Consider the following 15832-nt stretch of genomic DNA (forward strand, 5'->3'; position numbering starts at 1 on the left):
CCGGCGCGCCCGGAGCGCCCGGCGCGCCCGGAGCGCCCGGAGCGCCCGGAGCGCCCGGAGCGCCTGGAAGATCGAAGCCGCCGAGGGCGTCGGACGGGCCGGGGGGCGGGGGTGCGCTCGGCGGAGGGCCGAAGATCGCCGTTGCGTCGACTTCGCCCGCGGGTTCGACGGGGGCGGCCGGAACCTCCGGATCGCCGGGGCGGGGAAGGTGCTGCCCGCCCTGCCACTGCGACCCGGACTCCGGTCGGGGCTGGCTTGGATTACTCACGCGACCTCATCAACAGGGGACAACGACGTGCGCCGTCCGAAGAGTACTGTGCGGGCTGCTGAGCGGGGGGAGCGCATGCAAGGCGATACTCCGTTCCGGCTGGTCAACGCCCTCACCGACGATTCGGTCGGCGCATCCCTCCTTGATCGTCCACCGCTCGGGGCCCTTCCCCGCGGCCGAGGACGTGCGACGTCGCCGGATGGCTGCAAGCGCCACTTTGGCACACTTCGGCCACATAGACCCGAAATTCGCCGCATTCGCGAGGCTGTCGCACTCTTCGTAGCCGGACGGGCCGCACGGGTGCCGAGATTCGTTCAGGAAGCCTTCAGGTCGGCTTGCGATGGCGGGCCGGTGTACGTATCTTTGCGATGTATCGAGTCGATACATTCACTCGATACATCGAACTGAGACATCGGGCTCTGCGGAAGGAACCGGGGATGGCGGCCAGGAAGGGCGCGGGCGTGCTGGAGCTCGCCGTGCTCGGACTGCTGCACGAGTCCCCGATGCACGGCTACGAGCTGCGCAAGCGGCTCAACGCCCTGCTGGGCATGTTCCGGGCGTTCTCGTACGGGTCCCTCTATCCGTGCCTCAAGCAGCTCCTCGCCAGAGGACTGATCATGGAGGACCGGCCGGAGGAGCCGAACGTGGCGCTGGCGTTGCAGAGCCGCCGGTCAAAGATCGTTTACAAGCTCACCGCCGACGGGAAAGAGCGCCTCCAGCAGCTCCTGACCGAGGCCGGGCCCGCGGCCTGGGAGGACGAGGGGTTCGGCGTGCACTTCGCCTTCTTCTCGCACACCCGCGCCGACGTCCGACTGCGGATCCTCGAAGGCCGGCGCAGCCGGCTCGAGGAGCGCCTGGAAGGGTTCCGCGCCGCGCTGGCGCGGACCCGGGAACGGGTCGACTCCTACACCCTCGAGTTGCAGAACCACGGGTTGGAGTCCGTCGAACGCGAGGTCCGGTGGCTCAACGAGCTCATCGGCCGCGAGCGGGCCGAGCAGGAAAAACTAGCCAAGTCTTCGGAAATTGATCAGGACATGCCTCGGGAGAACGGCCGCTGACCGCGGCGTGCCTCGAGGTCGGGTGAAGAACACCACATGTTCCGCAACAGGAGAAGGAGCAACCGGATGGGTTCGGTGCGCGTAGCCATCGTGGGTGTGGGCAACTGCGCCTCTTCGCTCGTCCAGGGTGTCGAGTTCTACAAGGACGCGGCCCCCGAGACGCGCGTTCCCGGCCTGATGCACGTCCAGTTCGGCGACTACCACGTGGGTGACGTCGAGTTCGTGGCGGCGTTCGACGTCGACGCCAAGAAGGTCGGGATGGACCTGTCCGAGGCCATCCACGCGAGCGAGAACAACACGTACAAGTTCGCGGACGTCCCGCCGAGCGGCGTGATCGTGCAGCGTGGGCACACCTTCGACGGTCTCGGCGAGTACTACCTCGACATGGTCGAGGAGTCCGACGCCGAGCCGGTCGACGTGGTGCGGGCGCTGAAGGACGCCGAGGTCGACGTGCTGGTGTCGTACCTGCCGGTCGGGTCGGAGGACGCCGACCGCTTCTACGCGCAGTGCGCGATCGACGCGAACGTGGCGTTCGTCAACGCGCTGCCGGTGTTCATCGCCAGCGACCCCGAGTGGGCCGAGAAGTTCACCAAGGCGGGCGTCCCGATCGTCGGCGACGACATCAAGTCGCAGGTCGGCGCGACCATCACGCACCGGGTGATGGCCAAGCTGTTCGAGGACCGCGGGGTCGAGCTGCTGCGCACCTACCAGCTCAACTTCGGCGGCAACATGGACTTCATGAACATGCTGGAGCGCAAGCGCCTCCAGTCGAAGAAGATCTCCAAGACGCAGTCGGTGACGTCGCAGATCCCGCACGAGATGGCGAAGGCCGACGTGCACATCGGCCCGTCCGACCACGTGCCGTGGCTGGACGACCGCAAGTGGGCGTACGTGCGGCTGGAGGGCAAGTCGTTCGGTGACACCCCGCTGAACCTCGAGTACAAGCTCGAAGTGTGGGACTCCCCCAACTCGGCCGGCGTCATCATCGACGCGGTGCGCGCCGCCAAGATCGCCAAGGACCGCGGGATCGGCGGCCCGATCCTGTCGGCCAGCTCCTACTTCATGAAGTCGCCGCCGGAGCAGTACACCGACGACGAGGCGCGCGACGCCGTCGAGAAGTTCATCGCGGGCGAGCTCGACCGCTGACCCCGGGCCCCACGCGAAGCTTTCCGGACGCCCCGGCGGTGCACTCGGCACCGCCGGGGCGTTCTATCTTCGATAGACCAAAAAGGTGATGTGACGTCCTCATGTCACGCTCTGGCCCTACTGTGACACCGCGGGTTATTGCACGCCCCGGTTCCCGGGGGTTCGAGGTGAGGCGTGATGGCACGTGCGGTGGTCAAGGCGGCGGCGGGGCTCGCCGTGCTCGCGGCCGGGCTGACCGGCTGCGTAGGCGGCGGCGGCGAGGGCGCGGCGGCGGACGAACCGGTCCGCGACGGCGGCACGCTCCGGATCGTGGGCTCGTCGGACGTCGAGCACCTCGACCCCGCGTCCGTCGCGAGCGTCGGCGCGTACGGGCTCGTCCGGACGTTCGCGCGGACGCTGTTCGGTTCCCGCGCGTCGAACGAGTTCGCCGAGACGGTCCCGGTGCGTCCGGACGTCGCGGAGCGGATCCCCACCCGGGAGAACGGCGACGTCAGCGACGATCGCGAGACGTACACGGTGCGGCTGCGCGAGAACGTCCGCTGGAACACCGAACCGCCGCGCCCGGTGACGGCGCACGACTTCGTGCGCGGGTTCGAGCGGCTGTGCAACCCGGCGGCGCCGTCGATCGGCCGGGGCTACTACGTGTCCACGCTCGTCGGGATGCAGGCGTTCTGTGACGGCTACCTCAAGATCGATCCGAGGAACCCCGCGGCGATGGCCGCGTACCAGCGGGAGCACGGCATCGAGGGCGTCCGGGCGGAGGACGACCGGACGATCGTGTTCGAGCTGAAGGAGCCCGCGAGCGACTTCCTGCACCTGCTGGCGCTGCCGTTCACCGCCGCGGCCCCGCAGGAGTACGACCGCTACGTCCCGGACGGTCCGGACTTCCGGCACAACACGATCTCGAACGGTCCGTACCAGATCGTCGAGTACCGGCCGGGGATCTCCTACGTGCTCACCCACAACCCGGCGTGGCGGGCGGACAGCGACCCGCTGCGCGGCCGGCACGTCGACCGCATCCGCGTCACGCTCGGCCAGGACTCGCCGGAGGCCGTCCAGCAGCAGATCGAGCAGGGCACCGCCGACCTCGCCTGGGACCAGCCGGTGCCCACCTCGGCGCTCCCCCGGCTGCGCGACGACCCCCGCTTCGCGATCATGGACACGCCGACCAGCAGCCCCTACCTGGTCTTCAACCTGCAGAGCCCGAACAACGGCGGCGCGCTGGGCAAGCCGGACGTCCGGCGGGCGCTGCAGTACGCGATCGACCGCGGCGCGCTCGTCAAGCTCGTCGGCGGCCCGGCGGTGGCGGCGCCGCTGCACACGGTGATCCCGCCGGGCAATTCGGGATACGCCCACGCGAACCACTACCCGACGCCGAACGATTCGGGCGACCCGGCCAAGTGCCGCGCCCTGCTCGCCCGGGCCGGGCACCCGAAACTCACGCTGAAGTTCCCCTACCGCACGAACAGCCTGCACAAGCTGTTCGCCCAGTCGATCGCCGAGAACCTGTCGTCCTGCGGTGTCACGGCCGAGCTGATCCCCGATACGGGCGGCTCCTTCTACGGCGGCACCATCACCACGCCCGCGCGCGCCCGCGCCGGGCAGTGGGACATCGCCGCGCCCGGCTGGACGCCCGACTGGTACGGCAACAACGGTCGCTCGATCATCCAGCCGCTGTTCGACGGCCGCGCCTACACGAACGGCTCGACGAACTACGGCGGCTACAACAACCCGCGCGTGAACGAGCTCATCGACGCCGCGCTCACGGCGTCCGGCCCGGAGGAGGCCGCCGAGTGCTGGCGGCAGGCCGACGTCCTCATCATGCAGGACGCCGCGATCGTCCCGCTGCTGAACCGAAACCACACGATCTTCCGCTCGTCCCGCGTCCGCGACACCCGCTTCCTCCCGACGACGGCCGGTTACGACTACACGCACATCTGGCTGGCCCAAGACGACTGACGGCCGACCGCGCTCGCCAGGGCACCGCCCCTGCCGAAAGGTTGGGGCATCCCTAAGAACCGCGACCGAGCGCCAGGAGCGAAATTCCGCGCTGCGCAAGACGTACGTCGTGCTTGCCTGAGGCGTTTCCCCAGGCCGGCGCGCGGCGGACCGTCCGCGATCTTTCGCCTAATGGGAGCGCGTAGGGTGAGCGGGTGAAGGCTGGTGAGTTGCGGGGGATTCTCCGGGGACGGGACTTTCGGCGTCTCTACGCGACGCGGCTGGCCTCGCAGTTCACCGACGGGGTCTTCCAGGTGGCGCTCGCCGGGTACGTGTTCTTCTCCCCCGAGCAGCGCGCGACGGCCGGGGAGGCCGCGGCGGCGTTCGCGGTGACGCTGCTGCCGTACTCGGTGCTGGGTCCGTTCGCGGGCGTGTTCATCGACCGGTGGCGGCGGCGGCAGATCCTCGTGTGGGCGCCGGTGCTGCGCGCCGCGCTCGTCCTGCTGGTGGCGGCGCTGGTCGCGACCGGACGGGACGGCGCCGGGTTCTTCCTCGGGGCGCTGCTGGTGCTCGGGGTGAACCGGTTCTTCCTCGCGGCGCTGTCGGCCGGCCTGCCGCACGTGGTGCGGCGCGAGGAACTGGTGCTCGCGAACGCGTTCTCGGTGACGTCCGGGACGATCATCGCGTTCGTCGGCGGCGGCGTCGGCGCCCTGCTCCGCTGGGGGTTCGGCGCGGGCCACGCGGGGACGGCGGCGATCCTGGCGGCGTCGGCGGGCCTGTACCTGCTGGCCGGGACGGTCGCGACCGCGTTCCCGCGCGGGAAGCTGGGGCCGCCCGCGGACGAGCGGAACCGGGCCGGGTCGGCGCGGCAGGCGATCGGGAGCGTGCTCGGCGGGCTCCGGGAGGGGACGCGGCACATCGCGCGGCGCCCGCAGGCGGCGCTGGCCCTCGGGACGATCTCGTTCCACCGGTTCCTGTACGGCGTCGTGCTGATCATGACGCTGCTGCTGTGCCGGTACCGGTTCACCGACGACGCGGACGCGGGGATGGCGCTGTTCACCGTCGTGCTGGGCGCGTCCGGGGCCGGGTTCTTCGTCGGCGCGGTGCTCACCCCGCCGGTGGTGCGGCGGATCGGGAAGGACGCGTGGACGGCCGGGCTGCTCGCCGCGGGCGCGGTGGGGCTGTTCGTGCTGGGGCTGCCGTTCGACGAGACCGCGTGGACGGGTGCGGCGTTCGTCCTCGGGGTGGTGTCGCAGGGCGTGAAGCTGTGCGTGGACGCGACGCTGCAGGAGACGATCGACGACCGGTTCCGCGGCCGGGTGTTCGCCGTCTACGACATGCTGTTCAACGCCGTGTTCGCGCTGGCCGCGGCCGTCGCGGCGAGCCTGCTGCCGCCGGACGGGCGCGCCCCGCTCGCGCTCGCGCTGGTGATCGTCGCGTACCTGGCCGGGACGATCGTGTACCGCGCGACCGCGTCGCGGACACCGGAACGCGTGGCCGTCTCCTAGCCGCCGTGGCCGTGGCCCTCACCGTGGCCGTCGCCGTCGCCCTCGCCGTCGGCCTCGCCGAACGATTCGGCGATCGCGCGGAGCGCCGCGGCGATGTGCGTCGTCTCGTCCGGTGTGCACACGTACGGGGGCATCGTGTAGACGAGCTTCCCGAACGGCCGGAGCCACACGCCGTACGACATCGCGATCTCCTGGACGGACGCGACGTCGACGGGTTCGGCCGCCTCGACGACGCCGATCGCGCCGAGGACGCGGACGTCCGCGACGCCGGGCAGTTCGGCGGCGCCGTCGAGTTCGCTCGTGAGGATCGCCTCGATGGTGTCGACCTCCTCGCGCCAGTCGCGGGACCGCAGAAGGTCGATGGACGCGGACGCGACGGCGGCGGCGAGCGGGTTCGCCATGAACGTGGGCCCGTGCATGAGCGCGCCGGCTTCGCCGGTGCTGATGCCGTGGGCGACGCGGTCGGTGCAGAGCGTCGCGGCCATCGTCATGTATCCGCCGGTGAGGGCCTTGCCGAGGCACATGATGTCGGGCGCGACCTCGGCGTGGTCGCAGGCCCACAGCTCGCCCGTCCGGCCGAAGCCGGTGGCGATCTCGTCGAGGATGAGCAGGATGCCGTGTTCGTCGGCGATGTCGCGGAGGGCGCGCAGGTATTCGGGCGCGTAGAACCGCATCCCGCCCGCGCCCTGCACGACCGGCTCGACGATGATCCCGGCGAGTTCGCCCGCGTGCTCGGCGGCGAGCCGGTCGAGTTCGTCCAGGTACCCCTGGTCGGGGTCGGCGGTGTAGCCGAGCGGGGGCGGCGGCGCGAACACGTGCCGGGCGAGGACGTCGCCGAACAGGTGGTGCATGCCGTTCACGGGGTCGCAGACGGCCATGTCGCCGAACGTGTCGCCGTGGTAGCCGCCGCGGACGGTCAGCAGCCGGTGCCGCTCGGGCCGTCCCCGCGACCGCCAGTACTGCAGCGCCATCTTGATCGCGACCTCGACGCCGACGGAACCGGAGTCGGCGAAGAACACCTTGGTCAGCGGCTCGGGGGTCAGCTCGACGAGCCGTTCGGCGAGCCGCACCGCGGGCGGATGGGTGAGCCCGCCGAACATGACGTGCGACATCTTGCCGAGCTGCCGGGTGACGGCCGCGTCCAGCTCGGGGTGCCGGTAGCCGTGCACGGCCGCCCACCACGACGACATGCCGTCGATCAGCTCGGTGCCGTCGGCGAGCGTCAGCCGCACCCCGGACGCCGACACGACGGGCAGCGCCGGGACGGGCGCGGGCATCGGCGCGTACGGGTGCCAGATGTGCTCGCGGTCGAAGTCGACGATCCGTTCGGCCTCGTGCGGGCTCATCCGCCCGAGCTGCAGCGGGATCACGACCCGTCCCCCTCGGAACCACCGTCGACGACGCCCTCGGCGCGGGCCCAGGCGAGCAGCTCCTCCGTCGCGGCGTCCTTGCCGATCATCCCGCGGTCGAGCCGCAGGTCGAGCAGGAACTTGTAGGCGCGGCCGACGAGCGGCCCCGGCTTGATGCCGAGGATCTCCTGGATCTCGTTGCCGTCGATCTCCGGGCGGATCGCGGCGAGCTCCTCCTCCTGCCCGAGCCGCTCGATGCGCGTTTCGAGGTCGTCGTAGGTGCGGCGGAGCCGGTCGGCCTTGCGCCGGTTGCGGGTGGTGCAGTCGGCGCGGGTCAGCTTGTGCAGCCGGGTCAGCAGCGGCCCGGCGTCGCGGACGTACCGGCGGACGGCCGAGTCGGTCCACTCGCCGGTGCCGTAGCCGTGGAACCGCAGGTGCAGCTCCACCAGCCGGGACACGTCGGCGACGACGTCCTTCGGGTAGCGCAGCGCGGACAGCCGCTTGCGGGTCATCTTCGCGCCGACGACCTCGTGGTGGTGGAACGACACCCGGCCGCCGGACTCGAACCGGCGGGTCTTCGGCTTGCCGATGTCGTGCAGCAGCGCGGCGAGCCGCAGCACGAGGTCCGGGCCGTCCTCCTCCTGCGCGATGGCCTGTTCGAGCACGATCAGCGAGTGCTCGTAGACGTCCTTGTGCCGGTGGTGCTCGTCGATCTCCAGGCGCAGCTTCGGCAGTTCGGGCAGGACGTGCGCGGCGAGGCCGGTGTCGACGAGCAGCGCGAGCCCCTCCCGCGGGTGGCGGCCGCAGATCAGCTTGGACAGCTCGTCGCGGACCCGCTCGGCGGAGACGATCTCGATCCGCCCCGCCATGTCGGTCATCGCGCGGACGACGTCCGGCGCGACGGTGAACCCGAGCTGCGAGGCGAACCGGGCGGCGCGCAGCATCCGCAGCGGGTCGTCGCTGAAGGAGTCCTCGGGCCTGCCGGGGGTGCGCATGACCTTGCGCCGCAGGTCGGTGAGGCCGCCGAACGGGTCGACGAACTCGTGTCCGGGCAGCCGCGCCGCCATCGCGTTCACGGCGAAGTCGCGGCGCCGCAGGTCCTCGTGCAGGGACGTCCCGTAGGACACCTCGGGCTTGCGGGACTTCGGGTCGTAGGACTCGCTGCGATAGGTCGTGATCTCCAGCTCGGTGCCGTCCTTGCGGAGCCCGACGGTGCCGAACTCGATGCCGATCGTCCAGACGGCGTCCGCCCAGCCGTCGATCAGCTCCAGGATGCGCTGCGGCGGCGCGTCGGTGGTGAGGTCGACGTCCTTGGTGGGGCGGCGCAGCAGCGCGTCCCGGACGGGCCCGCCGACCAGGGCCAGCTCGTGGCCGGCGGCCGCGAAGCGCTCGCCGAGCTCGTCGGCGACGGGCGCGATCCGGCGCAGCAGCTCGGCGATCGCGGTCCGCTGCGTCGGCGCGGGGTCCGGCGCGCCGTTCCGTCCGGACGCTCCGGCCTGGGCGTTCGCGTTGTCGTCGGGCAACCGGGACTCCGGGCTCGTGTCTGGGTTGGGCACCTGATTGGGCACGGCCATCGAGCGTATTTCCTTGATTGACGGGCTGACAAAGGACTTTCCGCGGTCCGCGGGAACCCGCGCGGGAGTCCTTGCGGGAGGCGGCCGATGGAAGAAGGACGTGGGGCCCTTCACATGGCGCGAGCCCCGGGTTACGTTCTGGACATGCCCCGATGACGCCGACGCGACCGCCGGTGAGCCTCCCGCACGACAACGGTAGCGGGACACCGCAGGGCCCCGGTCCGCCGCAGGTGCGGCAGCGCGCATACGCCCGGCGCATCGAGCGGGTCCTGGCGTGCCGCGCCGCGCGGGTGAAGCCCGATGCGTCGGGTATGCCCCGATTTTCGGCACACAGTGCGAAGCATGGGGACACCGGGGAACCGGTTTCGGGTGAGGCGGGGTCCGCCCCGCGGGATGGAGCCGAACATGATGGACGCTCTCGCCATCCACCGCGCGCTGCTCGCATGGGAGACCGTGCACGAGATCGTACGACTGCCCATCGCGATCGGCTGCGCCGACGAACTGCCGCGCGCGCTGGGCCTGCCCGCGGGCCGCTGCCTGGCCACGCGCGTCCACAGCTGCGACGGGCACCGCGGCACCGGCCGTTTCCTCACCGGGACGATCGTCCCCGCCGGGGACCGGCCGCCCGCCGAGGCCGTCCGGCGCGCCGTCGGCGCACGGCACGCCCGTCCCGCCCGTCCGGACGTCGTCAACGCCGCCACCGAGTACGCCGCCGACCTCGTCTGCCCGCTGCTGCTGCCCGACACGATGCGGCTGCTGATCGACCGCCGCCTGGTGGACGCCCTGCCGCCCGACGACGTCGTCTACACGCCGACCGGCGAGGCGTCCACGGCCCTCGGCATCCGGGCCCGCTCCCTGTACGAGCTGTGCGGCGCGCTGCCCGCGGACCTGTTCGACGCCGGACTGCGCGCCGAACACGTGCGGCAGGAGGTGCCCGCCGGTTCCGTCCGGCACATCGGTCAGGAGGGCGAACCCAACACGCCCGGGCCGCGCCATCCCGTCGGCTGACGGTCCGGTATCGGCGGGAATTCGGCACTCGGGCGGGAAGGAGGTCTGACGCCCCCGGCGCGCGGACTAACATCGGGGCCGTGGTGCGGGAAAACGACGCCTGCCGCCCGGCGGCGGACGGCCCTTGAGCGGACACGGCGTGAGAACGCTCAAACGCGCGGTCGCGCTGGCCGCCCTGCTGCCCGCACTCGTGTGGGCGGCCGATCCCGCACTGGCCGGTGCGCACCGGTCCGCGCCCTCCCGGACGACGCCGCAGCAGGCGGCACCGCAGCAGCAGACGACGCCGCTGCAGCCGGGCACGCGCGGACAGGTCGGCATCGCCCTCACCGAGATCGGCCCCAAGACCGTCCGGGCCGACTCCAAGATCAAGCTCACCGGCCTGGTCCGGAACCGGACGGACGCCGCGCTCGACGGCGTCAGCGTGCGGCTCCGCTTCAGCAACCAGCCGGTGAACAGCCGCAGCATGCTGGAGCAGTACAGCGAGACCCCCGCGTACCGGCTCCCCTACTACGGCCCGACCCAGCGGCTGAAGTCGGCGGCCGAACCCGGCGTCAAGTACAAGTGGGGCCTGGAGACGACCGCGAAGGCCCTGCGCCTCGCGAACGTCGGCACCCCCGGCGTCTACCCGGTGGGCGTCGAGGTGCTGAACGCCGCCGGCGCGCCCGTCGGCGGCCTCACCACGTTCCTCACGTACATGCCGGACAGCACGAACTTCAAGCCCGTCTCGATCGGCTGGGTGTGGCCGATGGCCGACACGCAGCACCGCACGACCGACGAGACGTTCATCGACGACGAGCTCGCCGCGGACCTCGCCCCGGACGGACGGCTGACGCGGCTCGTCAACGCCGCCAAGGCCACCGACACGCCGATCACCTGGTCGATCGATCCCGCGCTCCTCGACGACGTGCGGCGGATGGCGTCCGGCGAGTACACGGTGCGCGAACCGGGGTCGGACGAGAGCGAGACGAAGCCGCAGAACCCGGCGGCCGCGACGTGGTTGAAGTCGCTGGCCGCCGCGTCCAAGGACGACTCCTACTTCACGCTGCCCTACGCCGACCCCGACCTGCTCGCGCTCGTCCGCCACAAGATGCCGCGCAGCGTCGCCGCCGCGTTCGCCCCGGAGAACGGCGCGATCGCCACCGAGGTCCTCGGCCGGGCCCCGGACGCGCGCGTCGCGTGGCCCACCGGCGGCGCGGTCGGCCACGACACGGCCGACTGGCTGGCCGAGAACGTCCTCGGCGGCGGCGGAGCGTTCCTGCTCAGCAGCCGGCACTTCCAGCAGCCCGCGCAGGGCACCCCGAACGCCACCACCACGTTCAAGACCAGCCACGGGACGAAGCCGACGCTGCTCTACGACGACAAGCTCAGCAACATCGTCAGCGACAGCGGCGACACCATCGGGTCGTCGCTGCTCACCGAGCAGCGGTTCCTCGCCGAGACCGCGATGATCGCCGGTGAGGCCCCGGCCGTGCAGCGGACCGTCGTCGTCGCGCCCGACCGGCGCTGGAACCCCGTCGCCGGGCTCGCCGAGCGGCTCCTGGACTACAGCGGCGGCGCCGACTGGCTGAAGGACGTGCGGCTCAGCGACATCGAGAAGGCCGAGCCGCAGGCGCGAACCTGGCGGAACTACCCGGACCACTACGAGAAGTACGAACTCGGGGAGAGCTACCTCAAGCGGGTGTGGGCCATCGCACGCCGCGCCGAGTCGTTCCACTCGGTGATGGTCGAGCCGTACAACCTCTCCTACCAGAAGGCCATGCTGCGGATCGTGTCGTCGGCGTGGCGGTCCGACTCCAAGGGCGCCAAGGAGGCCCGCGTCGCGCTCGCGGACCGGCTCGCCCTCGACATGGGCCGGGTGCGCGTCCTCACGACGGAGAACAAGCGGATCAACATGACGGGCAGCACCGGGACGCTGCCCGTGACGATCGAGAACAGGCTGTCCGACCAGGCGGTCCGGGTCCGGCTCCTCGCCACCTCGGAGAACACCGCCAAGCTGCAACTGGGCACGCTCGAACCCGAGCAGCAGCTCATCGAGCTGCAGCCGGGGGAGCGGGTCACGAGGTGGGTTCCCGCGCAGGCGTACGGCAACGGGATCTTCCGGATGAACCTGCAGCTCGTGCACCCCGCCACCGGCCGTCCGTTCGGTGACGGCGAGACCGTGACCGTCCGCGCCACCGGATATGGGCAGATCGCACTGCTCATCACCGGCGGCGGACTTGCCGTACTCTTCGTGGGCGTCGGAGTGCGGGCCATCAGAGCAAGGCGCCGCCGGAAAGCGGAGGCAGCCGGTGACGGGTCGACCGGAATGGGACCAGGAGCGACCGGAGGACCGGGGGACGGACTCCCCGGCCCCGGGTTCGCAGGGCCCGGGCTACCCGACCCCGAGCTCTCAGGGACCGCCCCCTGGGCAGGGGGCGGGGCAGGGTCCGAGCCCGGCGCCCCAGTACCCCCCGCAGAACCCGCGGAACCCGCAGAACCCGAACCAGGGGTATCCCCCTCAGGCGCCACCCGCGCAGACCCCGGGACAGGCGGCCCCGCCCGCTGACCCGTACACCCCGCGCCACGGCCGTCCGCCCGGAGGCCAGGGCGGCCAGGGCGGCCAGGGCCAGTGGAACCAACCGCAGGCTTCGCAGTACGGCCGCGGCCCCGCCGACGGACGTCCGAGCCAGACCGACCCCCGCCAGATGCAAGGCGGCCGACCCGGCCGGCCGGGCCAGTGGAACCAGCCGCCGCCGCAGCAGCCGCAGGGCCCGGACGGCTCGGACACCGCGCAGTTCGGCCGCGGACCCGCGGGCGGACCCCCGTCACACGGCCAGGGCCAGGGCCCAGGCCAGGGCCCGGGACGCTCGGACACGGCCCAGTTCGGGGGAGCGCAGCCGGGCCACGGGTACGGGCCGGGATACGGACAGGCCGCGCAGGGTCCGCCGGCGCAGGGCCCGTCCGACGGACGCCCGGGGCCGCCCTACCCCGGACAGCAGGGCCACCCGCAGCAGCCGCAGCAGCCGCAGAACCCCCGACACCCCCGGCAACCCCAACATCCCCAGGGCGGAGCCCCTGGACGGCAGGGGTGGCAGGGGCATCCGCAGACGCCGCCCCCCGGCATGCCCACCCTGGCCGACGAGACGGTCGTCGACATGCCGGTTCCCGGCGGGACGGCGCCGCCCGCGCAGACGGCCGTGGACGGTACGCCGATCCGCCCGGACGACTCATCCGGCGGCGGCGGTTCGTCCGGGGGGATCCTCAAGTCGGGCGCGATCATGGCGTTGGGCACCCTCGCGTCGCGCGTCACCGGCTTCCTGCGGACGGCCGTCATCGTCGCGGCCCTAGGCACGGGCCTGCTGGCGAACGCCTACAACACCGCGAACACGATCCCGAACCAGATCTACGACCTGCTGCTCGGCGGCATCCTGACGAGCATCGTCGTCCCGCTGCTGGTGCGCGCGAAAGAACGCGACCGCACCTACGGCGAGCAGTACGAGCAGCGGGTGTTCACCCTCGCCGTGATCGGGCTGGGCGCGCTGACGGCCGTGTCGATCCTGTTCGCGCCGGTGTTCATCGACGTCCTCGGGAGCAGCTTCACCGGCGACCAGCGCGACGTCGCGATCCTGTTCGCACGGTTCTTCCTGCCGCAGATCTTCTTCTACGGCGTCGGGGCGTTCGCGGGCGCGATCCTGAACTCGCGCGGCAGCTTCGGCGCGCCGATGTGGGCGCCGGTGCTCAACAACCTGGTCGTCATCGCGATCGGCGGCGCGTTCCTGACGATCACCACGGGGCAGGTCGACCCGTCCACGATCTCCGACGACATGCTGCTCCTGCTGTCGATCGGCACCACGGGCGGCATCGTCCTGCAGACGGTCGCGCTGTGGCCGTCGCTGCGCAAGGTGGGCTTCCGCTGGCGGCCCCGGCTGGACTTCAAGCGCGGCGAGATCGGCGAGGTCGCGGCGATGGCCGGCTGGACGCTGCTGTACGTCGGGCTGACGCAGAGCGCGCTCGTCGTGATCACCCGGCTGACGAACATGGCCGGGAACGCCGCCGTGGAGGAGGGGCTCGGGCAGGGCTACGGGTACACGCCGTACTTCAACGCCTACCAGCTCTTCCAGTTGCCGTACGCGATCGTCGGCGTGTCGGTGATCACGGCGCTGCTGCCGCGGATGAGCCGGTTCGCGGCGGAGGGCAAGACGGCGGACCTGCGCGCCGCGTTCTCCGGCGGGCTGCGGCTCTCGTCGGTGATCATCATGCCCGCGGCGGCGCTGATGCTGGTGCTCGGCCCGGAGATCACCACGGTCCTGTTCGCGCACGGCAACGCCTCGTCCGACGACGCGCTGGTCATCGCGCGGATCATGCAGATGTTCGCGATCGCGCTGGTGCCGTTCTCCACCTACCAGTTGATGCTGCGGGTGTTCTACGCGCAGGGCGACACGCGGACGCCCGCGCTGATCGGGTTCGTGACCGTCGGCTGCAACATCGCGCTGGCGTACACCGCCTACACCGTCCTGGACGTCAAGTGGGTCGTGGTCGGCATCGCTGCCGGGCTCGGCATCGCGTACGCGGCCGGTGCGGTGACGTCCTGGCTGGTGCTGCGCCGCCAGCTCGACGGGATGGACGGGCGGCGCATCGTCGGCGGGCACCTGAAGCTGCTCGTGGCGGTGCTCCCGCTCGGCGGGTTCGCGTACGTGACGCATCTCGCCGTGGACGCCCTGGTCGGCGCGGATTCGCTCGTCCCCGCGCTCGGCACGCTGATCGTCGGGACGGCGGGCGGCGGGGCGCTCTACCTGGTGACCGCCAAACTGTTGCGGGTCGAGGAGGTACAGACGATGATCTCCACGTTCGCGCGGCGGCTGCCGGGACGCTGACCATCTGGTAACTACCGCGCGGCGGTAAAGCGCGGCAAAGTACACGGGACGCGCGCCGATAAGGCGGCCGCCCGGGCGGTTAGCCACTACCATGTGGGGGACTACGGCTTGCGGGGCGACACCCTGGGGAACGCAAAGAGGAGGGTCGGAGGCGTAAGCTGCCACGCCACGGACATGGGATCTGACCACCTGCGCAGGACGTTGCCTTGAGCACGTCGATGATCGAGCCCGGTAATCGTCTAGCCGGTCGCTACCGGCTTGAGAAGCGCATCAAGGACTCTGGCGGCTCCACGCTGTGGAAGGCCGTCGACGAGATCCTCGCGCGGGCCGTCGCGGTCCGCACCTTCGACCCCGAGTTCCCGCGGATCGCCGAGGTCGTCACGTCCGCCCGGTCCGCGAGCCGGCTCACCGACCCCCGCCTGACCCAGGTGTTCGACGCCGACGACAGCGGCGAGAGCGCCTACGTGGTCAGCGAGTGGGTCGTCGGGGAGAACCTCGAGAACATGCTGGCCAAGGCGCCGCTGGAGCCGGGCCGCGCCGCGACCCTGCTGTACGAGGCGGCCGAGGCGATGGCCGCCGCGCACGCCGCCGGGCTGTCGCACCTGTGCCTCGCGCCCGGCGACCTCGTCTGGACGACCGGCGGCACCGTCAAGCTGCTCGGTATCGCCACCGACGCCGTGCTGCGCGACCGCACCTGCGACGACCCCGCCGCCGAGGACGTCCGCGGCCTCGGCCGGCTGCTGTACGCGGCGCTCACCGCGCACTGGCCCGGTGCCGCCGACGCACCCGGCTCGTCCACCGTGCTGCCCGCCGCCCCCGTGACGGACGGCGTCCCGCACCCGCCCCGGCAGGTGCAGGCCGGCATCTCGTACGCGGTCGACGCGATCGTGTGCCGCTGCCTCGGCATCGAGCAGGGGACGGGCGCCACGGCCGAGCCGATCGGCACGCCCGCGGAACTGACGAAGGCGCTGCGGGGCGTGCCGCGCACGCCGCTGCCGCTGTTCGCCGGGCTCGGGAACACGCAGCCGCCGCCGCGGCGTACCGCCCCGAAACCGCAGCAGCACCAGCAGCCGCACACTCCGCACCACACGCACCAGCCGAACCGTGGCGACCAGGGGCGGCGCGCCCCG

General features: G+C 71.8%; 11 protein-coding genes. 8 read left to right on the forward strand and 3 right to left on the reverse strand.

Annotation, left to right across the window (positions count from 1 at the left end):
- Positions 1-705 precede the first annotated feature (705 nt).
- The 4 genes from BJF79_RS13915 to BJF79_RS13930 all read left to right on the forward strand — a co-directional run bounded on the left by BJF79_RS13915 (position 706) and on the right by BJF79_RS13930 (position 5918).
- Positions 706-1326 (forward strand): PadR family transcriptional regulator, encoded by a 621-nt coding sequence (locus tag BJF79_RS13915; RefSeq protein WP_075897670.1) that lies wholly within the window; start codon positions 706-708, stop codon positions 1324-1326.
- A gap of 66 nt (positions 1327-1392) precedes the next feature.
- Positions 1393-2472: an inositol-3-phosphate synthase gene (locus BJF79_RS13920; RefSeq protein WP_075897672.1), complete on the forward strand. Its 1080-nt coding sequence runs from the start codon at positions 1393-1395 to the stop codon at positions 2470-2472.
- 177 nt (positions 2473-2649) lie between these two features.
- A complete protein-coding gene (locus BJF79_RS13925; protein ID WP_083733419.1) occupies positions 2650-4431 on the forward strand; it encodes an ABC transporter substrate-binding protein in 1782 nt (593 codons plus the stop codon).
- A 209-nt stretch (positions 4432-4640) separates the two neighbouring features.
- Positions 4641-5918 carry an MFS transporter gene (locus tag BJF79_RS13930; RefSeq protein ID WP_262401984.1) on the forward strand — a complete coding sequence of 426 codons (1278 nt, stop codon included), beginning with the start codon at positions 4641-4643 and terminating at the stop codon, positions 5916-5918.
- On the opposite strand, the gene bioA is transcribed toward BJF79_RS13930, so the two are convergent.
- Complete coding sequence (gene bioA / locus BJF79_RS13935) at positions 5915-7288, reverse strand: adenosylmethionine--8-amino-7-oxononanoate transaminase (protein WP_075897676.1); 1374 nt, start codon at positions 7286-7288, stop codon at positions 5915-5917. The two genes, BJF79_RS13930 and bioA, sit on opposite strands and share 4 nt — an antisense overlap.
- Positions 7285-8823, reverse strand: coding sequence for a CCA tRNA nucleotidyltransferase (locus BJF79_RS13940; RefSeq protein ID WP_410050083.1), 1539 nt, complete (start codon positions 8821-8823; stop codon positions 7285-7287). The genes bioA and BJF79_RS13940 overlap by 4 nt, the downstream gene beginning before the upstream one ends.
- A 423-nt stretch (positions 8824-9246) precedes the next feature.
- Here BJF79_RS13940 and BJF79_RS13945 point away from each other — a divergent pair, with 423 nt between their 5' ends.
- Both BJF79_RS13945 and BJF79_RS13950 read left to right on the forward strand, forming a co-directional pair.
- Entirely contained in the window at positions 9247-9849 is a 603-nt protein-coding gene (locus BJF79_RS13945; RefSeq protein ID WP_075897678.1) for an aminoacyl-tRNA deacylase, read from the forward strand.
- Between the two features lie 139 nt (positions 9850-9988).
- On the forward strand, positions 9989-12394 hold the full coding sequence (locus tag BJF79_RS13950) for a DUF6049 family protein (RefSeq protein WP_075897680.1): 2406 nt from the start codon (positions 9989-9991) through the stop codon (positions 12392-12394).
- Between the two features lie 259 nt (positions 12395-12653).
- On the opposite strand, the gene BJF79_RS13955 is transcribed toward BJF79_RS13950, so the two are convergent.
- Complete coding sequence (locus tag BJF79_RS13955; RefSeq protein ID WP_143219904.1) at positions 12654-12869, reverse strand: hypothetical protein; 216 nt, start codon at positions 12867-12869, stop codon at positions 12654-12656.
- 81 nt (positions 12870-12950) lie between these two features.
- Here BJF79_RS13955 and murJ point away from each other — a divergent pair, with 81 nt between their 5' ends.
- Both murJ and BJF79_RS13965 read left to right on the forward strand, forming a co-directional pair.
- A complete protein-coding gene (gene murJ, locus BJF79_RS13960; protein WP_262401985.1) occupies positions 12951-14702 on the forward strand; it encodes a murein biosynthesis integral membrane protein MurJ in 1752 nt (583 codons plus the stop codon).
- Between the two features lie 206 nt (positions 14703-14908).
- Positions 14909-15832, forward strand: a 924-nt coding sequence (locus tag BJF79_RS13965) for a protein kinase family protein (RefSeq protein WP_262401986.1), incomplete at its 3' end; no start/stop codon positions are given.

Source organism: Actinomadura sp. CNU-125 (assembly GCF_001942465.1).
Lineage (GTDB): Bacteria > Actinomycetota > Actinomycetes > Streptosporangiales > Streptosporangiaceae > Spirillospora.

Coding starts and splice junctions, on each gene's coding strand:
- BJF79_RS13915 (WP_075897670.1), top strand. CDS start 706: ATGGCGGCCAGGAAGGGCGCGGGCGTGCTGGAGCTCGCCGTGCTCGGA.
- murJ (WP_262401985.1), top strand. CDS start 12,951: ATGCCCACCCTGGCCGACGAGACGGTCGTCGACATGCCGGTTCCCGGC.
- BJF79_RS13945 (WP_075897678.1), top strand. CDS start 9,247: ATGATGGACGCTCTCGCCATCCACCGCGCGCTGCTCGCATGGGAGACC.
- BJF79_RS13920 (WP_075897672.1), top strand. CDS start 1,393: ATGGGTTCGGTGCGCGTAGCCATCGTGGGTGTGGGCAACTGCGCCTCT.
- BJF79_RS13925 (WP_083733419.1), top strand. CDS start 2,650: ATGGCACGTGCGGTGGTCAAGGCGGCGGCGGGGCTCGCCGTGCTCGCG.